Origin of the sequence: Microcoleus sp. Pol12B4 (assembly GCF_036701385.1) — a bacterium.
GTDB lineage: Bacteria > Cyanobacteriota > Cyanobacteriia > Cyanobacteriales > Microcoleaceae > Microcoleus.
Genome location: NZ_JAUBQR010000062.1, coordinates 1 through 24,479, shown reverse-complemented (window position 1 = coordinate 24,479; position 24,479 = coordinate 1). Strand labels below are relative to the sequence as shown.

Genomic DNA, 24,479 nt, shown 5'->3' with positions numbered 1-24,479 from the left:
TTCCCAATTCCCCAATCTAAAATCTAAAATCTAAAATCTAAAATCGAATGCACCACGCCTCGATTCGCACTGCTAACATTCACCGGGCGATCGCCTTTTACGAACAGTTGGGATTTACTGTGAGCGATCGCTTTACCACTGGTTACACTCTAGCCTGTTGGATGGAAGGTCTCAACGGACGCATCGAACTCATTCAAATCCCAGAACCAAAACCCGCACCGGATGCCTTCGGAGACGAGCATTATGTTGGATATTATCATTTATCTTTCGATTTAACGGAGGCGACAACTGACTTACCTAGTTGGTTGCAGTCTCTGAAAAAACGGTTTGAAGAAGCTGCTAAAGACCAACCAAACCAGTTTCAAGCTTTGAAAGTTTTATTAGAACCGACTCAACAGGCGATCGGGCAAAATGTTTACGAAGTAGCTTTTATTGCCGATACTGATGGTTTGCCTTTAGAATTTATCCGGCGGCTTAATTAGTTAATCGCTAACGACTATGGATAATCATTCTCTCTCTCAATCGGAAACTGAGAATAGTTATTACTCTTAATCCCTCATAACGTTCCCTACCAACTTAACAATATTTTTATAAAATCTACTAGATTTTCAACTCAAAATCTAGTAGATTTTATTTTTGACTCTATAATATGAATATCTATTCATACTATCATTTGTTAGAATAAGCCCAGGAAAAACCATGCAAAAAGCCAAATCGAGCGATTCCGGCTGCTGTAGTCACGACCACCACCACGAACACAGCCATGAGAATCATAACCATGACGACCAGGGCCACGACCAGGGCCACGACCACGGCCACGGAGATTTCAACCTGAATCAAGAATTGGTTCCTGTTATATTGGTTGTTGTACTATTTGTTGGCGGTTTAATTTTTGAAGAAAAACTGCACGACACGCCCTATTCTATAGGTGAATATCTGGTTTTCATCCCAGCCTATCTTTTAAGCGGATGGAATGTTTTAACCATTGCGGGGCGCAATATTCTGCGAGGTCGATTTTTCGATGAAAATTTCTTAATGACTGTCGCAACACTCGGCGCTGTCGCTATTCACAAACTCCCTGAAGCAGTCGGGGTGATGTTGTTTTTCAAAATCGGAGAACTTTTTCAAGAATTTGCCGTTGGGCGATCGCGTCAATCAATTCGATCGCTTTTAGAAATTCGCCCAGACAGCGCCAACCTCAAAGCAAATGACGACATCAAAAAAGTTTCGCCAGAAACCGTAGCCGTCGGCGATATCATCCTTGTCAAACCGGGAGAAAAAATTCCCTTAGACGGTGAAATTATAGACGGCAACTCTCAGATTGACACATCTGCACTAACTGGAGAATCAGTACCTCGAACTGTAAAAGTTGGAGAAACAGTTTTAGCAGGAACAATTAACCAGACAGGAGTTGTCACCGTCAAAGTTACCAAACTCTTCGGCGAATCTTCAATCTCCCGCATTCTGGAATTAGTAGAAAATGCCAGAAGCAAAAAAGCTGAAACAGAGAAATTTATCACCAAATTTGCCAGCTACTACACGCCTTTTGTAGTATTTGCATCGCTAGCAGTGGCTTTAATTCCGCCTTTGTTCATTTCAGAAGCAACTAATGCCGATCGCTTTTTATGGGTTTACCGCGCCCTAGTCTTGTTAGTTATTTCCTGCCCTTGCGGATTGGTGATTAGCATTCCTCTCGGATACTTTGGGGGAATTGGCGGTGCAGCCAAGGGCGGTATTTTGGTTAAAGGATCGACTTTTCTAGATACCCTGACAGCAGTCAAGACAGTTGTTTTGGACAAAACCGGAACTCTAACGAAAGGAGTTTTTAAAGTAGCCCAAATTGTTCCTCTGAATGGCTTTTCCCAAACAGAGTTAATGGCAATAGCGGCTAAAGTAGAATCTCAATCCAATCACCCAGTCGCGAAATCTATTCTGGAAGCTTACGGCGGAAAAATAGATTCATCGGATGTGAAAGATTACGAAGAAATAGCGGGACATGGCATCCGGGCAAAATTAAATAATCAAATTCTGCTGGCAGGAAATGACCGTTTGCTGCACCGAGAAAATATTGCTCACGATGTATGCAATGCTGAAGGTACGATCGTACATTTAGCGGTAGACAACCGCTACGCTGGGTATATTTTGATTGCTGACGAGCTTAAGGAAGACGCAGTACAGGCTATTCGCGACCTCAAGAAATTAGGAGTTGAGCGAATCGTGATGCTCACAGGAGATAATCAAGCTGTAGCCGATAGTGTTGCGAAAAAGCTCGGTTTATATTCCTATTTAGCCGAGTTATTACCCGAAGGAAAAGTCGAGGCGATCGAAAAACTGATCGGTCAATCTAAAAAAGGCGATAAAATTGTCTTTGTGGGGGACGGAATTAATGATGCACCAGTGCTGGCTAGAGCTGATGTGGGCATAGCGATGGGGGGTTTGGGCTCCGATGCGGCGATCGAAACTGCCGATGTTGTAATTATGTCAGATGCACCGTCAAAGGTGGCTGAAGCCATGAAAATTGCCCGAAAAACTCACAATATTGTTTGGCAAAATATCATTTTTGCCATGTTAGTCAAAGGCATATTTATTGCTTTGGGTGCTTTTGGGTTAGCTACCATGTGGGAAGCAGTTTTTGCCGATGTTGGGGTGGCTTTAGCAGCTATTTTCAATGCGACTAGAGTTTTGAAATAGAGTATTCGCAGATAAGAGTGATTTTTGTCGATCGACCTCATCATAGTTGATCGCGCGCACCTCAGTTCAACCTCAAAATATACACAACTTAATTTATACGGTGACTCCGGCGGATTTTGAGCTATACGACCGATCAAATTTAGCGGAATTTGTCATATTATGAAAAAAATATGAAAAATATTGAACGGTAAAACCAATGACTGACTCGGAAAATAGGCCCAGCCTTCCTGAAGTCCACCGCAGCATCCCCGTTCCCAACAGCAAAGGTTTCTGGCGTAAAATGCTGGCTTACGCAGGGCCTGGATATTTGGTTTCAGTGGGTTACATGGATCCCGGAAACTGGGCGACTGACTTAACAGGGGGAGCAAAGTTTGGCTATGAGCTATTAAGTGTGATTTTGCTATCTAATTTGATGGCAATTTTGCTGCAATCACTCTGCGTGCGTTTAGGAGTGGCAACGGGACGAGATTTGGCACAAGCTTGTCGAGATTATTTCAGTCCGCGAGTCAGTTTTTTTCTGTGGATACTTTGTGAAATTGCTATTTCTGCTTGCGATTTAGCTGAACTTGTTGGTAGTGCGATCGGACTGCAATTGCTGTTTGGCATTCCCTTAGTTTGGGGAGTGTGCATCACTGCACTAGATGTGATAATGGTGTTATTTATACAAGGAAAAGGCTTTCGTTATATCGAAGCTTTGGTGATTACAATTATTGCAATTATTGGCGGTTGCTTTATCGCAGAAATAATTTTTGCCAAACCAGATGCCGCAGAAGTTTTACTCGGTTATGTTCCCAGCCTAGAGATTTTGCAAAATCAGGCAATGCTTTATATTGCGGTTGGTATTTTGGGGGCAACTGTGATGCCGCACAATCTCTACCTGCATTCATCGATCGTGCAAACTCGCTCTTGGGAAGAAACTGCTGATAAAAAATGGGAAGCAATTAAATTTGGCACAATTGATTCTACCGTAGCGCTGTCAATAGCTTTGTTTATTAATTCAGCTATTCTGATTTTGTCTGCTGCCAGCTTTCATTTTTCCGGCTATCAAGCAGTAGCAGAAATTCAAGATGCTTACAAACTGCTTTCTCCGGTACTGGGCGTGGGTTCTGCCAGTGCAATTTTTGCCTTTGCTTTATTGGCTTCGGGGCAGAACTCAACCTTGACCGCAACTTTAGCAGGACAGATTGTGATGGAAGGGTTTCTAAATTTTCGACTGCGACCTTGGTTGCGGCGCTTGCTAACTCGACTGATTGCAATTGTGCCGGCTTTGATCGTAATTATCTTGTTTGGGGAAGGTAGTACAACTAATTTACTGATTTTCAGTCAAGTGATTCTCAGTTTGCAATTACCCTTTGCAGTAATTCCCTTGGTAATGTTTACCTCAAACCGCAACTTAATGGGAGATTTTGTGAATCCATTTTGGCTGAAAGGCTTAGCTTGGTTAGTGGCTAGTATTATAGTAGGATTAAATAGTTGGCTGTTATTACAAACCATTTTCTAGCAATCTGAGGCTAAATAAAACTACAAAAACAAAACCCGCCGGAGCGGGTTTTATCTTAAAGCTAATTGTTAAGGACTGACGGTTTCAACTACTTCTGAGGAACGACAACCTCATTAGTGGCAACGGGACGGGCCGAGGAAGCGGTAGTTTTCAAAAGTGCGATCGCCTGCGCGTAGCAAGGATCGTCCTTAGTCGCAACCAACATCGGTTTGTTAGCTAATTTCAGCTTTTGTTCGTCGGTTACTTCAACTTTGACATCGGGAGTAACTCCCTTGTGGCTGATATCCGTACCGTTGGGAGTATAGTAGTGAGCGATCGTCACTGCCAATCCCGAACCGTCAGCCAAAGAATGTACCGACTGCACCAAAGCTTTGCCAAAAGTTTGGCCGCCCATCACAGTTGCGCGCTTGTTATCCTTCAGAGCACCGGCCAAAATCTCGCTAGCGCTGGCCGAGTTATCATCCACAAGCACCACCAAAGGCTTGTCAGTGATTGCAGTGCGGTTTGCTCGCATTTCCTGAGAATCTCCCGTGCGATCGACTGTACGGACGATCGCCCCTGTATCCATCCACATCCGAGCGATATCAATGCTCACTCGCAGCAACCCGCCGGGATTCCCCCGCAAATCTAAAACAAAAGCATCAGCTTTCTGATCCGAGAGCTTTTTAATCGCCGCCTGCATTTGTTCCCCGGCATGGGAGCTAAACTCTTGCAAACGGATGTAACCCACATTCTGACCGCCTTCTTTCTTGAGGCTGTAGCGAACCGCTGCTACCTCAATTCTCGCCCTAGTCAGAGTTACATCAAATTCGCTTTTGCCCTCACGAGCAATCCGCAGCGTGACTTTTGTGCCTTCGTCGCCTCGAATTATCTGAGCCGCATCCGAGACAGTCATGCCTTTGGTAGTTTTGCCGTCTATCACCAAAATCCTATCGCCCGCTAGAATCCCGGCCTTCAGGGCGGGGGAATTTTCCATCGGCTCGACTACAGTAATCACTTTCGTTTTCTCGTCTTCTTCGAGCCTCATCCCCACCCCTGTCAGTTCCCCAGAGGTTTGATTCGTCAGCGCTTCGTACTGCTTCGGGTCCATGAAGCGCGTGTACTGGTCGTTTAATTTCTCTAGAGCTTTACGGAGAGCGGTATAGGCTGCTTCGCGAGAGGTATAGTTTTTGCTCAACAGTTCTTGGCGGGTCAATTGCCAGTCAGTCTTGTTAAAGCTGCCATCAACATAGTCTCGGTTCACAATTTGCCAAGCTTCGTCTAAGACAGCTTTGGGGCTATCTTGAAGCTCGGCGCGGACTGATTGACTCAGGCCAGGAACGAGTAAAGATATCGAAGCGGTTGTTGCCATCGCCCCACTGAACAGGGCTGCCTGTAATTTAGAAAAGCGTCTGCGGGCTTGATTCATTGAATTTGGCTCAATTCGATTTTAGATTTTTGATTTGAGATTTTATATTGCTAAAAAATCTCACACTACTACTTAAACTATTGTGTGGAGGCTCCACTATCCCTTTGGACAGTTTAACGAGATTCATAGTCGATCGCCAACCAATTATTACTCTCTTTCAATAAACTTAATTTAAAACTTGGATTTATAAAGTGCCGTGGAAGCTAAAATCGAACAATTTTCACGTAAGTGGTTGAGCCTGATCGTTAATGGAGCTATCGGTCTAGCAGCGCTGGCGGGGGTCGTCGCCATGCAGTCGAGCGGGGAGTTGGGCGGAATGTCCCCAGTTCGTGTTCAGGGGCAAAAGCCGCTCTCTGCAATGTCTGCTGCCAGTTTCAAGCAAGCCGCACAGCAAGAAGCGCAGCAAGAAGCCCTGCGGCTAAAAATGGTCAAAACTATCCCTAGTTTTGGATTTGACAATTTAATTGCAGATTGGACATTTCTAAAATTTTTGCAGTATTTTGGCGACGACGAAGCCCGAGATGTGACCGGCTACGATCTGAGCCAAGATTATTTTGACATAGTTACGCAGCGCGACCCGCGGTGGGTTGACATCTACCTGTTTCTTTCCACAGCTATTTCTTTTTATCAAGGAAAGCCTGAAACCGCTGTTAACTTTATAGAGCGTGGTACTAGGGCCCTTGCCGTTTCGCCGCAACTTCATTCCCAATCGTGGATAGTGTGGCGAACTAAAGGTCTTGATGAGTTGCTGCTGTTGGGGGATATTCCAGAGTCAATTAACTCTCACGAAATGGCCGCTGATTGGGTGGAAAAAACGCCGGAAGGGAAGAAATTTGCGCAGATGTTTCGAGCAACTGCTGAGTACTTGCGCCGAGATCCCGATAGCGTGCCGGTGCGGTTTACTGCTTGGAGTACGGTTTATGCTCAAACAACTGATAAGGTGGTGCGTCAAAGGGCGAAGCAAGCTCTTGTCAAGTTGGGAGCTCAGGTGCAAAAAGATCAGGATGGAAACGAGAGTTTTATTTTGCCCCCTCGAAAGTAGTTGATTATTGATTGTTGACGCTTAACTGTTGACTGTAATTCCCCAATCTAAAATCTAAAATCAGCTTGAGTTAGTTCGCGCCATTCGCCGGGTTTTAGGCCTTCCAGACGCAAATGCCCGATCGCACACCTGACTAGCCGCAGTGTCGGAAACCCTACTGCTGCGGTCATCCGGCGCACTTGGCGGTTGCGGCCTTCTGTGAGAGTCATTTCCAACCATGCTGTCGGCACGTTTTTGCGAAATCTAATCGGCGGTTCCCGGGGCGGCAAAGCGGGTTCTTCTAACAATAATTGCACTTTTGCCGATCGAGTCCGATAATCTTGAATTGTGACACCTGTCTGCAAAGCGGCGATCGCACTTGCATCAGGAATTCGTTCAACTTGCACCCAGTAAGTGCGGAGATGAGCGAATTTCGGGTCACTGAGGCGGTGTTGCATTTGTCCATCATCCGTTAACAGTAACAAACCTTCACTATCGCGATCGAGCCTTCCCACCGCATAAATGTCAGGAATCGGAATATAGTCTTTGAGAGTGCTGCGTTTAGTCTCGCTCGAATTGTCAGTGAACTGAGTTAAAACATCGTAGGGTTTGTAAAATAGAATGTAGCGATAGGGCATGACAAATCAAAGATTAAAAATTCTAAAGGTACGAGCTAGTTTTAATATTAACTAAGTTGGTATAGCGTTGCTCAATTAAGTAAGGTAGGCGGGCGAGCAATTCCCGCTCCGGATTGCCAATAGCTGGCAGATATTGAAATTATCTGCCTTAATCTGTGTTAATCTGCCTTAATCTGCGGTTTGCTTATCAATAAACTTAACTATATTTTACCATGCCCGAAGCCACTCACCGCGTTTGCATCGTTTTAGGAACTCGCCCGGAAGCGATTAAACTAGCCCCAGTAATTCAACAGTTCAAAAGTTCGCCCACCTTTGACATCCAAGTAATTTTAACCGGCCAGCACCGAGAAATGGTCGAGCAAGTGATGCGAATGTTCGATCTAAAAGCCGATCGGGATTTAGCAATTATGCAGCACCAGCAAACCTTGACAGATATTACATCCCGGAGTTTGCAGGGTTTGGAAGCCTTGTTTAAAGAATTGCAGCCCGAAATCGTCTTAGTTCAGGGCGATACAACGACTGCATTTGCCGCTACTTTGGCTGCATTTTACCAGAAAATACCCGTAGGTCACGTAGAAGCCGGATTGCGAACAGATGACGTATTCAATCCTTACCCCGAAGAGGCTAACAGACGGTTGATATCTCAGCTCACACGGCTGCATTTTGCCCCGACAGAGCTGGCCCAAGAGAATTTAGGGCGATCGGGCGTTTTGGGAGAAATTTACCGTACAGGCAACACAGTAATCGATGCTTTGCTTTCTGTCGCCAAACGCGAACCAGAATGCAACATTCCCAATTTAGATTGGAGCAAATATCGAATTATCTTAGCAACAGTTCACCGCCGCGAAAATTGGGGCGAACCCTTACAAGGAATTGCTCACGCCTTTCTCCAAATCTTAGATAAATTTCCCGACACAGCTTTACTGCTACCCCTGCACCGAAATCCCACAGTTAGAGAACCTTTGCAAGCTCTTTTGGGCGACCATCCAAGAGTATTTTTAACTGAACCTTTAGATTACGCAGAATTAGTAGGAGCAATTCAAAGATGTCATTTAATTTTAACAGATTCCGGCGGCTTGCAAGAAGAAGCACCTAGTTTGGGAAAGCCAGTTTTAGTATTGCGAGAAACCACAGAAAGACCAGAAGCAATTTCCGCAGGAACAGCTAAACTTGTAGGTACGAATTCTGATACAATTTTCACAGCAGCGGCAGAATTGCTGAGCAATTCCGAAGCATACAACGCAATGGCAATGGCAATTAATCCCTTTGGTGACGGTTTGGCAGCGTCGCGGATTTTGAAAATTGTTGAAGAGTATTTTAGTGAGAAAACAGTTGACAATTGACGGTAGACGGTTGACAAGGAGTCGAAAAACTGAAAACCGATTCTCAAGTATTTATTAGCTGAGTCCGCTCTATGGGAATCTCAATCACAAACTTCGTGCCTTTGCCCCGGGTAGAATCACACCACAGTTTTCCTCCGTGCTTTTCCTTCACCACCTGATAACTAATGGATAAGCCTAATCCTGTCCCCTTGCCTACGGGTTTAGTAGTGAAGAAGGGATCGAATAGGCGCGATCGCGCTTTCTCTGGAATGCCCGTACCGTTATCGGTGATCGCAATCTGCACCCACTGTTTTTTTGTTTTGGTAGTCTTAATCGAAATCCGATTCGGTTGGTCAGCAATATCCTGAAAACTACGTCCTTCATTGCTCTCTTCCAAAGCATCGATCGCATTTGATAGCAAGTTCATAAACACCTGATTAAGTTGACCTGCATAGCATTCTACCAACGGTAACTCGCCATATTGTCTTACTACTTCAATGGTTGGGCGTTCTGGCTTGGCTTGAAGGCGATGTTCTAAAATCATCAAGGTGTTATCAATGCCTTCATGGATATCGACAGCCTTGAATTCCGAGTGATCCAGACGAGAAAAGCTACGTAACGAAACCACAATGTACCGAATGCGACTGGTGCCCATTTTCATCGACTTAAGAATCTTAGTGAGATCCTCTTGTAGGAAGTTTAGATCCACATCGTCTAGGTCATCTTGAAGTTATGGGGACGCGTTGGGATAGTGCTGTTGATAGGCATCTAGTAATCGCAGTAAGTCATGGATGTGATCGTTGAGATGAGACAGGTTGCCGTAGATAAAGCTGACCGGGTTGTTGATTTCGTGCGCTATCCCTGCCACCATTTGCCCCAGTGCCGACATTTTTTCGTGATGCACCATCTGACTCTGGGTGCGGTGCAGTTCTTCAAGGGTAGTCTCTAGTTGTTGCACCTGTTGGTTCAGTTGCCGATCGCGAGCCATAAGTTGCTCTGCCATACTCTTAAATCCCTCAGCTAAAAGCCCCACTTCATCCTGACTATCAACCGGAATAGGAATGGCTAAATTGACTCTGGCTAATTCCTGGGTTGCCTTAGTCAGTCTTTGAATGCGATGGCTTAGAGCTTGGGTCAGACGGAAACCTCCGATCGTAACGACTGCGATCAGGACACTTCCTAATAGACCAAAGCCACCCACCACAAACCATAAATGCTGTTCTGCTTGCTCAATTTCCTTGGCAGAATGCAGTACAGCAATTTTGAGAGTTGCCCCATCAAAACTTTGTAATTCGATTGTTGCGGTCAGGTATTCTTCACCTGTAATCCTGATCTTAGTGGGCAACCCGTCTGGGTGGGGAAATTGCCAAGGTCGATCGCGCTGAAGTGGCAAAGTAGCAGCCGTCACCCTGTCGCCCTCAAAAGCCACCAAATGTATGGATGTGTCGCCGCGAATCGACTGGAGCGCTGTGTCGTCAATAGCTAATCCCGCAACCAAACCAGCTAGGATCTTTTGAGATGATTTGATTGATATTAACCCAATCATGGAAGCCGGAGCCCTGTTTTCTGCCAGGAGAATTCCCGATAAATCTAGTCCGGTTCGGGCGGCACGGTTCACAGAGGTATCCTGCAATCTCGCCTGTCTTATTGCTCCCAACTGTGAAGACACTAATACTTGACCATCAGCGTCAACTATTCTGATAAAATCCAGTTTATAACCAGCTTGGATTGGTATTACTGCTCTGATGACATCATTATCTTCACTCACCGAACGGGCTTTCAAACGGAGTGATTCTTGCCTTTGCTTTAGAGATTCCCTCAGCATACTAGCCAGATCCACGATCTCCTTTCGCGCCCTTTGTTCTAAGCTGTTTCTAGCAAAATAACCAAAACCCAAGGTTCCGACAGTCCATAGACTCAAAAATGCTAACAACAGAGGCGATAACAACTTGACGGAAACGGGTAACCGCGCGTATCTGGATTGGATGGCCACAGCTCTTAATTCTTGGCGGATTGGGTCACGGAAATAAAGCCAGACTGCTCCATCGCCTTGATTCCTGGCGAACTAGAGATGTATTGAAGTAGCGATTGGGTAGCCTCTGAAGGTTTTTTGTGCCAAAGAAGAGAAATTGTCCGAACCATCGGATACTTGCCCGCTTTGACATTTTCTGGTGTTGGTTCAACCCCGTTGAGGCTGAGGCGGTTGACAGATAGTTTATTGGAAATGGCGTGAGCCAGGGAAAAGGTACCGATGCTGTAAGGAGTGCTTTGAATTGCCTCGATCAATTCCCCTTCTTTCCGAAATACTACTGCTTCTAATGAATTTTTTAAATCTGCTCCTAGGTAATATTTCCGCAAGAGCCGCTTGGCAGATTCATCTTCTGGGCGATCGAGCAGCACAATTTTAGCATCGGTTCCTCCGAGTTGCTTCCAAGTGGTGATAGTGCCGCTATAAATGCCTTTGATGTCTTCAGTAGTGAGGTTTTTCACCCCTGTGACGCTGGAATGAGTGGCCACTAAAAGGGCATCGTGGGCAACATCGCGAGACTCTAAAGTGCCATCATTTTCTTCTGGCTTTAATGTTCTCGATATTGGACCTACATCGACTACTGTCTGTTTAACCCCATCAATTATATTTTCGGACTGCCCTGGTTCTAGGTTGGTAATTTTAACGTTTTTTGCGGTAGCTTCGTAGTTCGTTTGCAGCACCTTCATAAGACCCAACGTGCTGCTTGACACCCCAACTTTAATCGAGCTTTGGATTTGCGTTGCGGCAGTCGTGGGCGCTTTTGTAGTGGTGGCACTGCTGGTCGTCGTACTGCAACTGGGGAGGCCTAGGAGGGCGATCGCTGTTAAAGCTAGGGTAAGTAAATTCTGTTTCATGTTAAAAGTCCTATACTCCTATTATCTTGTGCTATTAAAGATGATTGAGGTACTTACAAATCGAGTTTTCGAGTATTTTATCGCGCTCGCAACTCACTCAATATTTTTTGGTTTAGTAGGAGAAAAAGGTTGATATTTCATGGTTGATTTTACCCCTCCTAAATTTTATGCTAAATAATTAAAATTTGCAATAAATCGAGCGCCACGTTTTGTGATGCTGTTTGATATGAATAGTTAGCGAGCGCATGATAATTATGAGAGACGTGCTCGCAGAATTATCATGCGCTCGCTCTATTTAGAATTACTGTAACAGCTCAATCGGGAAGCTTTTATCCTGAATAACTTATCTTAATTACCAGTTACAGATGAGTTTCTTGTTGAGCTTCATAGGTCGATTTGCCAGGTAAAACGACTAAAATCCGAAATCATTTGATTTAGGTGAGTTTCGGTACAGTCGCTAAGAATGTTGGCCTTGTCAGTTAGATTTTTTTAAGGAGAGGGAACTGGTGACAGAAAATTGCTGCTGCCTTTATAACCAGATAAAATAGCAAGTTTTTCCAAAGATTGCCTGCCCGTGTAATATTTCCCCCGAATTTCCCAGGTGGGATAAGCTTTAATATTGGCAGCTTTGCACAAATCGGGTTGAGCATCTTTGCCTCTGGGATCGCACTCAATGTAAGTAATTGCGGTAAATGCTTCTTTGCCGAAAAGTTCTTGTTGGGTGTGACAGTGAGGACACCAGTAAGCACCGTACATTCTAGTTTTGATTGTCTGCAAATGGGTTGCTAAAGCGATTTGATCGGGTACGGATTCGCTGCGAATAGGTGGCGCTTCTTGTTCGGTAACAGGCTGTGCTACAGGGGGAGGAGGAGGGAGGGTCTGTGCTAATTTTTGAGTAGATTTGTTGCTGAAACTGAACTGTGCAATTCTTCCGTCTGCTTTGGTAGTGACGAAAATCCCCAAAGTCAGAAAAATGCCGATCGCACAAAAGTTGAATTTGCTTAGTCTCATTTTGGATTTCATCTTGGATTTGCTAGGATTTCGCGAGCTTGATTCATAGCCTCTACAGCATTGTTTACCACAAAGATGTTAAATTGTGCTAAACCTTTAAAAAAAAGTTGACTTTCGGCGCTGTCATTTAACAAGATAACTTGTTTGTTAGCTTTGAGGGCGAGTGCGATTTCCGAAGCAGTGCCCGTGCCCATACCACAGGCAATTATTACATCTGAAGAAAGAACGTTAATATTATTTCTGGCGTTTCCCATATCGGTGACAATGGCAATATCTACAGCTTCAGAAATGCCGCGAGTGTCATTTCCCGGAAGGATGCCAACTGTGAAACCGTTAGCTGATTTTGCTCCTTTGTTTGCGGCATCCATGACGCCGACATTTCTACCGCCAGTTAGCAATATCCATCCTGCTTCGGCGATGAGTTGTCCGAGTTGATAGGCGTTTTCTAAGTCGGTTGATGTGGCACTTTCGCCGGGTCCCATGATGCCAATGATGATTTTTTTCATAGTTTTGGGCTGAATATGGTGTTATTAATAATTGCGAGTTTTTTTGCACACTATCTACTCTGGATATGGGTGAAAAATGGATCTCGCTCTTTTTTAACCGCAGATGGACGCAGATTAACGCGGAGGTAAGAATGGATCTCGCTCTTTTGATTGTAAAACGGGCGATCGCACCCTATTTCTTTTGGGGAAATTTTACCAATTCTGATTCCTTAAGACGTTGCGATAATAGGCAATCTTCAAAGCTGAAAGCTTCTGAGTCTAGAAAACTAGCGATCGCCATTTCGATCGCAGCTTCTAAAGAGCATTCTAGCTGCGTAGCTTTTTCCATCAAAGCGACTTTCACATAGTCAGGTAAATAACTCATCAGCGAATAAATAGCTTCTGGTGGTAAGTGTTGGATCTTGAGGGTCTGAGTCATTGTTCTCTGGGGATTTTAACGTTGTAGGGAGAATTTGTAGCTTGAAGGATGAGGGTTTCTATTTCATAGAATAACCCTGGTTTTTGCCATTGGTTGAGGGTAACAAAGGCGATCCTTACATCATCTGGATCGTAGCGATTGAGCCAGCCCCAGAGGAAGGCTTTGACCACCTCGCAGTCGATCGCTCCGGTTCTTGGCTTTGCCGATGTAGAGCAATCCTTGAATGCGATGTCGAAAGGCGTACAAACTAACTCTAGCAGGAATTGTGTCCAAGTCGTGGCTGAGGGGATAGCACCGATCGCAGGGGGTAAAGGCGAGACTGTCGAGAATTTGGCGGGCTTCTTGCTGGATGGGGTTGGTCATGGAAATTGCCAGATGCAAGCTGTTATTCCATCCTACAAGTTGAAGCAATCGCTCTTTTAATGAACTGCAAAAAAGCGATCGCGAATTCATTCCAAATAGCGATCGCTTTTTTGAATATGGGCGAGAAAGGGCGAGCGATCTTTTTTAACCGCAGATTGGCGCAGATTAACGCGGATGCAGGAAGGGCGAGCGATCTTTTGATGAATGATGAGCGATCACCCTTCTGCATCTGGCTGAGAAAGGGCGATCGCTCTTTTTTACCGCAGATGGATGGTGATTAACGCAGACGTAAGAAGGGATCTCGCTCTTTTGATGAATGATGGGCGAGATCCCTTCTGAATCTAGCCGATAAAGGCCGATCACTCTTTTTTAACCGCAGATGAATGCTGATTAACGCAAATGCAGGAAGGGCGATCGCTCTTGTTGATGAATGATGGGCGATCGCTCTTTGATTTAAAACTACGCTGTTAGTGGAACAAGCTTCCCAGACAGATCATCTAGGTAGGTAAATTCTCGTGGTACTAAAATATTATTTTCCCATTTACCTTCTATGCGTCCTTCGTATTGCCGATCACCAGCGGTATTTCCCCCCATGTGATTAAATTCATCCAACCTCCAAGGTCTGGCAACGCTCTTATTCATGTTGTCTAGCTTAAAGAAAGAGCTAATCGGATTTGTTGTACGACTCTCTTCAACCAGAGAGGAAAACAGGGTTTTAACATTACCGTGATTGGCATCAGGATTATTATTCAAAAAGCCAAAACCCATTGAAAAAGATTCGTCAGCAGTTACAGTTTTAGGAGATGATCCCAAAGAGCTACCGTAGAATCCCCAAGAAAATAGACTATTTTTACTGAAATCAACTGATTCAGAATCATAGCCCCATGGCAACTCCTTAGCGGGTTCTAAAGCAATAAGTCGGTTCACTCCCCCTGGAATTCGTTCAGCAATTTCAGCGGACACATAAGCACCCAAACTATGACCAGAAATATTAATGTTAGAGGTAGAAATTCCCCAGCTTTTTAATGTTTCAGCCGCAAAGATTCCTGCTGCTTCAATCCAAGAAGCACCAATACCCGGAAGAGGAATTAAACCGCTAGAGGCTGCGGTCTTCCAATCGAGTGTAAGAACTTGATCCCCTGTAGGATCGTAATCATCTATTGCCGTTGCTAATTCCGTAACACCACTGGGACTGCTATTCATTCCATGAATAACTAACCATGTAGGTTTATTTTCAATGTATCCTCCACCAAAACGCTCAATAGTTCCCCAACGCTCCTCTCGAAATTGACCAAATAAACCATTAGTAACACCTATTGGCTTTGTCACTTTATCGCTAACAACGCTAATAGAGGAATTGCTGGAAAAGGTATTATTAATTCCAAGTTCATTTTTAGCAATGATTTTGATCTGATAGTTACCCAAGAATATATTATCACTCGGATCACTCGGAATGTTTAACTTGGCGGTAAAGGCTCCATCAGTGAGATAATCTACGCTACCTCCAATTTTATTGTTCCCTATATAAAACTCCATGTCTTGAGTGTTGGAGTTACCTGAAACAACAATTGATTTTCCTTCTAGGACTACGCTAGAACCATTTTCAAAATTACTGACTGAAGAGATCGATACTTTAGGAGGAGGTATAACACCCGGAATAGGTGAGTACCCATTTTCTGGATTATTACTCCCAGAGTTGCCACCGATGCTGTTGCCATTATTACTTACTCCACTATTGGAAGGAACTATGACGAATTCACTTGGCCAGTGCGAATCATTCCGAGAAATAGTACGAATGTTGTACTGAGTATTGTCCCAGTTCGATTCAGAAATCACAATTGAACCGTCTGGATTAACTCGCTCAACTACAGCCACATGACCTACAGATCCTGCACCACCTACCCCAGGCTCCCACACAGCAATAGAAGGAGCTTGAGGCGTATTTGATACCGTTGCACCATTTCCAGCAGTGTTATCCCATGTACCTGCATTACCCCACATAGTGTCTAAAGCAGCCTTACTATAGCCTAACTGGAGCATACGCCCGTGAGCGTACCAGGTACAATTTTGCCCTTTATCGGGGAATGGGTTATTTGAGCTGTACTCAGACAAACTTTGCCATGAATTCGCTAATTCTTGTGCGGTGAGAATAGGTGAGTTGCCCCCAGATCCTGAAGACTGGATAGGAGTGTTACTAGGTTTTTGAACTGTTGGTGTCTGCTTAGATTCAGCGTCATATGCGATCGCCTTAGTGCCATTCCAGTAAATGTTACCGTGCTCAAAGTATTGGATGATTGTTCCATCTCCCAATCCCTTTTCCTCACTCGTTGGAGCACCCAACCTGCCATTTAATCCACCTGTTTTCAAGAATTCCTGACGAATCCCTCCGTAAAGCGGAAAAGTTCCATACTGGCTGCTAACAACCGATCCCTTCTCAAATAGCTGATAGCTGACATCACCAGAATACTGGATCACATCAGAAGTCGCATTTCCCAAGTTATTCTGTTGGGCAACTGAGCTAATTGTCGATGGTACAGTCGTTCCTCCCCCTTGATTGGGATCGGGATTAGATGTTACAGGCGCATCTATAGTTGTTCCCCCACCTTGGTTTGGATCTGTATTGACAGGTGCATATCCTCCTTTAGGAACCCAAATTTGCTCGCCTGGATAAATCAAGTCAGGATTGGAAATATTGTTACCTGAATAATTGACGATCAGTTGGTAATCAGAGGCATTTCCTGTCCTTGATTGGGCGATTGTCGAAAGATTTTCTCCCTCCTTAACTGTGTAAAGTTCCCACTCGTAGCCGCTGTTAACTGGCGGTTGTACAGGCGTTGCCCCTCCTCCTTGGTTGGGATCGGGATTAGATGTTACAGGTGGTTCTGTAGGCCTTCCTCCTCCTTGGTTGGGATCTGGGGTGACAGGTGCAGATACCTTTTTGGGAACCCAATATATCTCCCCTGGATAAATCAAATTCGGATCGCCAGAAGCAAATTGATTATCAGGATTATTGGCAATAAGTGACCAATCATTCATATCACCCGTTCTGGATTGGGCGATTACTGATAGATTTTCACCATCTTGAACCGTATGTTGTTCCCAGTCATAGTATTTGCCATTATGCTCAAAAACTTCCGTCGCCCTTTCTAATGGCGTCACCAACCCTTCTTTGCCCCAAGTTGTCGGATTCGAGAAAGGTGTCGGAATATAAGCTTGCGGCGCTGTTTCCTTCGCCAATTGCACAGCTTTATTCAAATTCACCACCCCAAAACCCGTTTCCTTATCCCATCCAGGTTCCTTCAAATCGATCGCACTTCCAGTCAAAATATCAATCACTTGGGCAGGATTCAAATCGGGATTACTCTCCCAAACTTTAGACGCCATCCCCGCAGCCTTTGCCGCGGCAACAGAAGTCCCCGCCATCGTGCCTAAATCATCACCAACAGTCGATAAAGTCGGATTGTCGATCGCACCTCCGGGCACTAAAATATCCAAACCATAGCCGTAGCTGGAATAATCCGATCGCCCAAATCCATCAGACGAACCAACCGTGAGAATATTCTCAAACTCCTGGGAAGATTGACCCAAAACAGACATCACGCCGCCGTCATTACCAGCCGCAACAACTAACAGCACTCCATTCTGACGGGCATTCTCTAATGCAGCACGTTCTCTGGGTGTAAATTCATAACGAGTGGTAATGCTTCCGTCAGCATTTTTCTGAGTTAAATCGAGGGGAAGAAGTGCGATCGCATTCTTCTTCTTTTGTGCTTTCGCCTCACCCACAAAATCAGTTAAAGCTAAATCCCATTCCCCAGAACCAATTGCCCGACTTAGATAAACATTCGCTTTATCGTTGTAGCCATCAATACCTTTATCGTTGCCACCAATTGCACTAACTAAACCCCAGCTAAATGTGCCGTGTTCGTTACCACTGCCGGCAGTAAACAAAGGATTGCTGTCTTTGTCAATGCGATCGCGCCCCAATGTCACTTTAGAGTAATCCAAATCGGGATTGTTCGTCGCAAACCCAGTATCGATGATGCCAATAAAGGCGCGATTTTCTGGCGGCGAACTAATCGGTAATACGGTTTCAATCGGCGGTTCGGGGTCGATCGGCGGCGACAGATCGTCGATCGGCTCAAGTCCAACTAGAGGCGGTTCCGGGGCGATCGTAGGCGGTTGCACGGGTGGTGTTGGAGGGGCGATCGGCAGCGTTGCTACAGGTGGCGTTGTCGCAACCGGCGGCGTTGCCACAGGCAGCGTTACCACAGGTGGCGTTGTCTCAATCGGTGGCGCGACAGCAACCGGCGGCTTTGTCTCCACAGGCGGCTTTGTCTCCACAGGCGGCGTTTCCACAGGAGGCGCGACAGCAACCGGCGGCTTTGTCTCCACAGGTGGCGTTTCCACAGGAGGCGCGACAGCAACCGGCGGCTTTGTCTCCACAGGCGGCGTTTCCACAGGAGGCGCGACAGCCACAGGCGTTTTTGTCTCAATCGGTGGCGTTTCCACAGGAGGCGCGACAGCAACCGGCGGCTTTGTCTCTACAGGCGGCGTTTCCACAGGAGGCGCGACAGCAACCGGCGGTTTTGTCTCAATCGGTGGCGTTGTTACGGGTGGCGCGACAGCAACAGGTGGTTTTGTCTCCACAGGCGGCGTTTCCACAGGAGGCGCGACAGCCACAGGCGGTTCCACCACCGGCTGGTTTGATTTGACATAATCGATCAATTTCTTGCCGCCATCAAGTTTAGTCCAATCCTTACTTGGATCGATCACTTTGTCGATCGACACTGCTTTGCCCGTCGCACCTGTTAAATTGAAAACCAAATCGTTGTAATCTTTATCTGATCCCTGATCTACGCGCTGATCTTCCATTGCAAATGCCTTGCCGTTGCCAGTGACACCTGCTACTTGACCGTACAACCAAGCATCATCTGGATTAGTGCTAGATAATGATAGCAGCGGGCGTTTGTCACCGCCTGCACCGGGATTCTTAAACACATCTTGCACCGTACCATTTGGCACCAGCATCACCGCAAAAGCCTCTCCAGGTTTCATTGGGAATTTTTTCGCGCCGCTGTACTGCCCTTCGTTATAATTTTCCTCTCCTAAACTGCCGTTAAATAGGGAATTTGCACCTTCAGTGGGGTCAGAAATTACTACGTGACCAAAGGTAGAATTAGTCAGAGATCGTCTTGCTGCTTCTTTGATAAATTCCTGAGAACCAGGGGTAAATTTCTCCATTCCCAGCACGCTAAAAATGGCAACTTCACCTTTATAATTGCCGCCGTCGTGCAGCCAGTCAAAGCCAACTTGTCCCGTTGAGTCTGTAGCGAAAAAGCCTGAGTCAACCCCTAAACCTGTCAGCGGATCGACTTTGCCGTCTGGGGTTAAACTAACTTGATAATTTGTATCGCGGGAGGGTGCAGAAATTTTGAGTGCATAATTAGTTGCGCCCAAATTATCGATGCTAAAAGTTCCCGAATTTGTGCCGTTGGTTTCGATGTCTTTGACGACTTTTCCCTGACTGTCGAGAAGCTGCATCCCGACAATGGAACTAAATCCTTCAGCCGTAACTCGAAAGCTGCCTGTATTGAGTCGATTAAAACGATAGGTGTCTGTGGGGTCAGTTTTACCGGCGAAGTTGATGGAGAAATAGTTGTCGTTCAGATTGCCGATCGATATATTAGACATGATGCACCTTGATTGATAAATTTCTATGGAAAAAATCAGCCGACACAGTCAAGCAATTGCCGCAAACCCGCGTAACGACACGCGAATTCAACTTAATTAGCAAAAGGTTAGAAAATCTTTAAACTCGCTTAACTTTCCGCCGCTATGTATCTATCAGAAGTGCGCCGGATTTTTTATGCGTTTTGTAATGAAACTTTACACTGAGTGTTTAATAACGAGTAGGAAATGGCACCGTTAGACATTTATTTTCTTCCGGTGAAAGTGTTGCCTGTAACCAATTTCCATACCTGCCGACAAAAAGACGTAGTTTTTTATACTCTAATAATTCAGTATAATTTCGTCCAATACACAAAAATAATATCAGTTTTTATCAGCCAGCGCATCAGTAATATCTCCGAAAAGTTTAATCCAATTGGATTAATACACTAAGTATATTTATGTATAATAATCCTGAACAAGGGAGAAGAAGCGATCGCACATCCCCCTTTTTCAGGATCGTACAGCCGTTGGAGACTTCGATACAAAGCAAAGAGACACAGGCTTTCAGGCTTAAATCGCTCGGAAGCTCTTGTGTCAAACTTCAATCATTCGAGTTTCACACCCGTTTTCTGCGGGACAAGCCCTACAATAAATTAAAAAATCTCCCCAACAATCATCCCCGCTAATATTACAAACCCCACCCAAACATTTTGGCGAAAGATTTGACCGTAAATTGGCTTAGGAATATCCGCCTTCCGCAGTTTACTGTACTGCAAAAACCACAAAATCGCCGCCGCACTAATTGCCATCCAAAAACCAATGTGCAAGTGCAGATTAACTCCCACTGCTGTTAATAAGCCCACTGTACTTATAAAGAAAAACCCCACAGCATTAGCGGCATGATCTCCGAAAAATATCGCGCTGGAATTCACCCCCAAACGCAGGTCGTCTTCCCGATCGCTCATCGCATAAACTGTATCAAATCCCATCGTCCACACTACGACTGCACCCCACAGCAACCAAGTCGCTAATTCAAGTGTTCCAACGGCGGCGCTCCAACTAATTAAAACTGCAAAACCCCAGGCAATTGATAACACTAATTGTGGCACTGGGAAGAATCTTTTTGCTAGCGGATAGCAGATAATTACTGGTACGGCGGCGACGCATAGCCAGAAACTTAAAGGATTGAGATAAAAAGCGAGAATTGCCGCACAAGCAAAGGAAATTAAAGCAACTCCGATTCCAGTTCGCACGGTGAGGGCACGGGATGCTAGGGGTCGCGATCGCGTTCTTTCTACCTCGGGATCGATATCGCGATCCCACAAGTCGTTGATGACGCATCCAGCCGCACTCGTGGCTAAGGTACCCAACACAATCACGCCCACCAATGCTGTCGGCGGCCTCCCGTGGGCTGCTAAAAAAACGGCCCAGAGGGCTGGAATCATTAAAATCAGCCTTCCTGCTGGCTTGTCCCATCTCAACAGCCTTACGACGGTTAGTAATGTGGATTCGGGTTGGCGATCGGGCTGTGTAAGCATTTCAATTCTAGATTTGATATTTTTAACTCTAGATTTTATCAAATTTTAGGCACAATCACTTACTATTTCTGCTGCCGATCGCACTTCTGCCGAAATTTCAAACAGGTGGAAGTCTTGGCCAGCGAGCAGTTCCAGATTTTTGCTAATTTAATAGAATGCCTCACTGGATTCGTGAAATAATCATAAATATCTATCAACCCCGATACTCCAATGGTTAATTCACTTGCTTCTACGGAGTCAAATCGTATTATTGCTGCTATTGATATGGGTACTAACTCGTTTCACATGGTGGTGGCACGGATCGATCCGAAATTGCCCGCGTTTACGATTATTGCTAGAGAAAAAGATACGGTTCGGTTGGGCGATTGCGAGGCAAAAACAGGGTGCTTGAAGTCCGAGGTTATGGAAAGGGCGATCGCCACTCTGCGCCGATTTCAAGACATTGCTAAAACTTTCAATGCCGAACAAATTATTGCTGTGGCTACGAGTGCAGTTCGGGAAGCCCCTAACGGGCGGGATTTTCTCAAACAAGTTGCTGACGAATTAAACCTGAATGTTAGTTTGATTTCCGGTCAGGAAGAAGCGCGGAGAATTTATCTCGGCGTTCTTTCGGGTATGGAGTTTAACAATCAATCGCAGGTGATTATTGATATTGGTGGCGGTTCTACGGAGTTGATTTTAGGAGACAGTTCTGAGCCTCGCTGTCTCACCAGTACAAAAATAGGTGCTGTTCGCTTAACAGGACAATTTGTCAAAACTGACCCGATAAGCAGGGAGGAGTTTGCTTATTTACAAGCTTATATTCGGATTTCGCTGGAAAGACCCATCGACGAATTGCGCTCCCAATTCCATGATGGCGAACCTTTGCGCTTGATTGGCACTGCTGGAACCATCGAAACTCTGGCTGTTATTAACGCTCGCGAAAAGTGGGGAACAGTACCCAGTCCCCTAGCTGGGTATCAGTTAAGTTTAAAAGATTTACGTGATTTAGTCAATCGTTTTCGCAAACTTTCTTACTCGGAAAGGTTGGCAATTCCAGGAATGTCGGACAAGCGGGCGGAAATTATTCTGGCAGGCGCTTTGATTTTGCAAGAAGCTATGACACTATTAGGAATTGAATCGCTGACTGTGTGCGATCGCTCTCTGAGAGAAGGCGTAATTGTTGACTGGATGCTGACTCACGGTTTAATTGAAAACCGCTTGCGCTATCAAGGTTCAATCCGCCAGCGCAGCATTCTGCACATGGCTGATAAATATCAAGTCAATTTAGAACAAAGTGAAAGAACCGCAGCATTTGCGCTCAATTTCTTCGACCAAACTCAAGGGATTCTACACAATTGGGGAACCGAAGAACGCGAGTTGCTGTGGGCTGCCGCGATTCTGCACAACTGCGGTTTGTACGTCAGTCATTCAGCGCACCACAAGCATTCTTACTATTTAATTCGTAATGGTGAGTTATTGGGCTACACTGAAACAGAGATTGAAGTAATTGCCAATTTGGCTCGCTATCACCGGAAAAATCCTCCTAAAAAGAAGCACGAAAATTTTATCATCCTTCCTAAACATTACCGAGAATTAGTCAGTAAATTGCATCCTTTCCTGCGGCTGGCTGTGGCTTTAGATAGGCGACAAATAGGCGCTATTTCTGATTTTAAATGCCAACACCGCCCGGAAGTTAGAGAGTTTCACTTGCGGCTACAACCGCTCAACTCCGAAGACGATTGCGCTCTAGAGCTGTGGAGTTTGGATTATAAAAAGCCGTTTTTTGAATATGAGTACAATCTCAAATTAGTGGCAACTTTGGAACCGAATATCCTGACAGTTTAAAGAATACTCAGAGCCGGAAAATGAGAAACTTTAGGGTGCGTATTTCGCACCATTAGTTTCAACTTAACCCCAAATGTAGTAAAAATATTGTGTTAGATTCCATACTCCTCCCGATCGCCCTAGCCTGCCTTCTGAAGGCAGGCTAGCTTAATTGTAGAGAGGATAAGATAGGATAAATAAATGCGATATGAGGACTATCCGCCGACGCTATACGAACGATTTAAGTTGTGTCTAATAGAGCGATAGGAAGGAAAGATTATTGCTAAAACTCGTTCCTACAAGTATTGCGGTTTGTAGTAAGGAATTCAGTTCTTTATTTACCTAATACCAAATCAGGCTTTGATATCCCATTAATTCTTTAGTCCGTGAAGAACGTTTGTAAAAACAAATATTTTTCGCACATTAAAGTTTGTGTAGACGCGGTTTCAACCGTCGTTTTATCTACAAATTCTCTAGGGTAAAGGACCAAAGAAGGACTGTATCTTCTTCTTTCCTTTCCTTCGCGTCAGACGCGACAAAAGCGGTTCATTTAATATTACGATCTATTAGTTATTATTCTGATACAACTGGATGCGATATCATCTACAAACCAGGGAACCCAATTACTGTAAAATCCTGTTGAGTGATGAGATTAGCTGGCACACCCTTGAGGCTAGCTAATATTTGATTAGTGTTGGCAATTTTGATAAAAGTTGTAGTGTTTTCCTCAAATATGCTGAGTTGATCGACCGTTAACCCTCCCGTTAAAATTAATAAATCTTCACCTTGCGTAAAATCAGCGATTACATCGTGGCCTTCTCCCGCAGTCAAGAAAAAGTAATCGCGCCCGCTTCCCCCTTGCAGCGTATGGTTTCCGAAGTCTCCCATCAACCAGTCGTCGCCACTTCCCCCAATCAAAGTATCATCACCCTTACCGCCGTACAGAGTATCGCTACCCTCACCGCCACACAATTGATCGGCATCTTGATTGCCATAAATTAAATCATTGCCACTACCGCCGCACAAATAATCTTTTTGACTGCTAGCATCCGTCGCGATATTGTCAATATCTCCGAAAATCGTATCTTCGCCATCGCCACCGCAGATGCTGTCATTTCCCAAATCTCCAAATAGCAAATCATTGCCCGAATCGCCACAAATTATATCGTTATCTTTGCCGCCATGTAAGGTATCATTGTCCTCGCCCCCAGCAAGAGTATCTTCGCTTTCTTGTCCGTATAAAACGTCGTTGCCCTTATTGCCAAAAAGCAAATCTTTTCCTGTCAAGTCACCGTCAGACGTATCAGAAATGCCACCAAATAAACTGTCATTACCTTCATCGCCAAGCAGGGTATCGTTGCCTTTGTCGCCCCAAACTACGTCATTATCTTTGCCTGCGATCGCCACATCACGATCTTTACCCGCATAAATAATGTCATTCCCAGCGTTGCCGACGAGATAGTCGTTATTTTCGTTGCCAAATATGGTGTCGCTGTCTGCATCCGCGCCAACAGTAACTGGGCTAGCAAGGCCACCGTAAATATTGTCGTTGCCGAATAAGCCATTTAGCAAGTCGCTGCCTTTGAAACCGTTGATGATGTCATTAATATCGCTGCCGGTTAGAGGTTGAGTCGAGGGGGGATATTATTCCCCGCCCCTCTCAGTTAGATCTGGGCGTGCGAGTTTCCCCGCACCCAGCT

At 45.2% G+C, this 24,479-nt stretch carries 19 protein-coding genes; 7 read left to right on the top strand and 12 right to left on the bottom strand.

Going from position 1 to position 24,479, the window contains the following annotated elements:
- Positions 1-47 precede the first annotated feature (47 nt).
- From QUA38_RS11265 to QUA38_RS11255, 3 genes are all read left to right on the top strand, one after another.
- On the top strand, positions 48-482 hold the full coding sequence (locus QUA38_RS11265; RefSeq protein ID WP_333161769.1) for a VOC family protein: 435 nt from the start codon (positions 48-50) through the stop codon (positions 480-482).
- A 217-nt stretch (positions 483-699) separates the two neighbouring features.
- Positions 700-2,691: a heavy metal translocating P-type ATPase gene (locus tag QUA38_RS11260; protein ID WP_333161767.1), complete on the top strand. Its 1,992-nt coding sequence runs from the start codon at positions 700-702 to the stop codon at positions 2,689-2,691.
- A gap of 196 nt (positions 2,692-2,887) precedes the next feature.
- A complete protein-coding gene (locus QUA38_RS11255; protein ID WP_333161765.1) occupies positions 2,888-4,192 on the top strand; it encodes an Nramp family divalent metal transporter in 1,305 nt (434 codons plus the stop codon).
- An 88-nt stretch (positions 4,193-4,280) separates the two neighbouring features.
- On the opposite strand, the gene ctpB is transcribed toward QUA38_RS11255, so the two are convergent.
- Positions 4,281-5,600: a carboxyl-terminal processing protease CtpB gene (gene ctpB / locus QUA38_RS11250; RefSeq protein WP_333161762.1), complete on the bottom strand. Its 1,320-nt coding sequence runs from the start codon at positions 5,598-5,600 to the stop codon at positions 4,281-4,283.
- 196 nt (positions 5,601-5,796) lie between these two features.
- Here ctpB and QUA38_RS11245 point away from each other — a divergent pair, with 196 nt between their 5' ends.
- Positions 5,797-6,642, top strand: a complete 846-nt coding sequence (locus QUA38_RS11245) for a hypothetical protein (protein WP_333161760.1) — start codon at positions 5,797-5,799, stop codon at positions 6,640-6,642.
- 47 nt (positions 6,643-6,689) lie between these two features.
- On the opposite strand, the gene QUA38_RS11240 is transcribed toward QUA38_RS11245, so the two are convergent.
- Positions 6,690-7,259: a pseudouridine synthase gene (locus tag QUA38_RS11240; protein ID WP_333161758.1), complete on the bottom strand. Its 570-nt coding sequence runs from the start codon at positions 7,257-7,259 to the stop codon at positions 6,690-6,692.
- 212 nt (positions 7,260-7,471) lie between these two features.
- Here QUA38_RS11240 and wecB point away from each other — a divergent pair, with 212 nt between their 5' ends.
- Positions 7,472-8,602: a non-hydrolyzing UDP-N-acetylglucosamine 2-epimerase gene (gene wecB / locus QUA38_RS11235; RefSeq protein WP_333161757.1), complete on the top strand. Its 1,131-nt coding sequence runs from the start codon at positions 7,472-7,474 to the stop codon at positions 8,600-8,602.
- A gap of 43 nt (positions 8,603-8,645) precedes the next feature.
- Here the strand turns inward: wecB and QUA38_RS11230 are convergent, their stop codons facing one another.
- From QUA38_RS11230 to QUA38_RS11200, 7 genes are all read right to left on the bottom strand, one after another.
- Positions 8,646-9,236, bottom strand: a complete 591-nt coding sequence (locus tag QUA38_RS11230; protein ID WP_333161755.1) for an ATP-binding protein — start codon at positions 9,234-9,236, stop codon at positions 8,646-8,648.
- A 75-nt stretch (positions 9,237-9,311) separates the two neighbouring features.
- Entirely contained in the window at positions 9,312-10,421 is a 1,110-nt protein-coding gene (locus QUA38_RS11225; protein ID WP_333161752.1) for a HAMP domain-containing protein, read from the bottom strand.
- A gap of 158 nt (positions 10,422-10,579) precedes the next feature.
- Positions 10,580-11,464, bottom strand: coding sequence for a substrate-binding domain-containing protein (locus QUA38_RS11220; protein ID WP_333161750.1), 885 nt, complete (start codon positions 11,462-11,464; stop codon positions 10,580-10,582).
- A 489-nt stretch (positions 11,465-11,953) separates the two neighbouring features.
- Positions 11,954-12,475 carry a hypothetical protein gene (locus QUA38_RS11215; RefSeq protein WP_333161748.1) on the bottom strand — a complete coding sequence of 174 codons (522 nt, stop codon included), beginning with the start codon at positions 12,473-12,475 and terminating at the stop codon, positions 11,954-11,956.
- Positions 12,476-12,483: 8 nt separating this feature from the next.
- Positions 12,484-12,981, bottom strand: coding sequence for a TIGR00725 family protein (locus QUA38_RS11210; RefSeq protein ID WP_333161746.1), 498 nt, complete (start codon positions 12,979-12,981; stop codon positions 12,484-12,486).
- 172 nt (positions 12,982-13,153) lie between these two features.
- Positions 13,154-13,399: a hypothetical protein gene (locus tag QUA38_RS11205; protein WP_333161744.1), complete on the bottom strand. Its 246-nt coding sequence runs from the start codon at positions 13,397-13,399 to the stop codon at positions 13,154-13,156.
- A gap of 120 nt (positions 13,400-13,519) precedes the next feature.
- Positions 13,520-13,810, bottom strand: a complete 291-nt coding sequence (locus tag QUA38_RS11200) for a hypothetical protein (protein ID WP_333161742.1) — start codon at positions 13,808-13,810, stop codon at positions 13,520-13,522.
- Between the two features lie 11 nt (positions 13,811-13,821).
- Here QUA38_RS11200 and QUA38_RS11195 point away from each other — a divergent pair, with 11 nt between their 5' ends.
- Positions 13,822-14,043, top strand: a complete 222-nt coding sequence (locus QUA38_RS11195) for a hypothetical protein (protein ID WP_333161740.1) — start codon at positions 13,822-13,824, stop codon at positions 14,041-14,043.
- Positions 14,044-14,221: 178 nt separating this feature from the next.
- On the opposite strand, the gene QUA38_RS11190 is transcribed toward QUA38_RS11195, so the two are convergent.
- Both QUA38_RS11190 and QUA38_RS11185 read right to left on the bottom strand, forming a co-directional pair.
- Positions 14,222-19,456, bottom strand: coding sequence for a S8 family serine peptidase (locus tag QUA38_RS11190; RefSeq protein ID WP_333161738.1), 5,235 nt, complete (start codon positions 19,454-19,456; stop codon positions 14,222-14,224).
- A gap of 632 nt (positions 19,457-20,088) precedes the next feature.
- Positions 20,089-20,973, bottom strand: a complete 885-nt coding sequence (locus QUA38_RS11185) for a 4-hydroxybenzoate solanesyltransferase (protein WP_333161736.1) — start codon at positions 20,971-20,973, stop codon at positions 20,089-20,091.
- A 210-nt stretch (positions 20,974-21,183) separates the two neighbouring features.
- Here QUA38_RS11185 and QUA38_RS11180 point away from each other — a divergent pair, with 210 nt between their 5' ends.
- Entirely contained in the window at positions 21,184-22,800 is a 1,617-nt protein-coding gene (locus QUA38_RS11180; RefSeq protein WP_333161734.1) for a Ppx/GppA phosphatase family protein, read from the top strand.
- A 582-nt stretch (positions 22,801-23,382) separates the two neighbouring features.
- Here QUA38_RS11180 and QUA38_RS11175 read toward each other — a convergent pair.
- Positions 23,383-24,387 (bottom strand): calcium-binding protein, encoded by a 1,005-nt coding sequence (locus tag QUA38_RS11175; RefSeq protein ID WP_445305046.1) that lies wholly within the window; start codon positions 24,385-24,387, stop codon positions 23,383-23,385.
- Between the last annotated feature and the right edge of the window lie 92 nt (positions 24,388-24,479).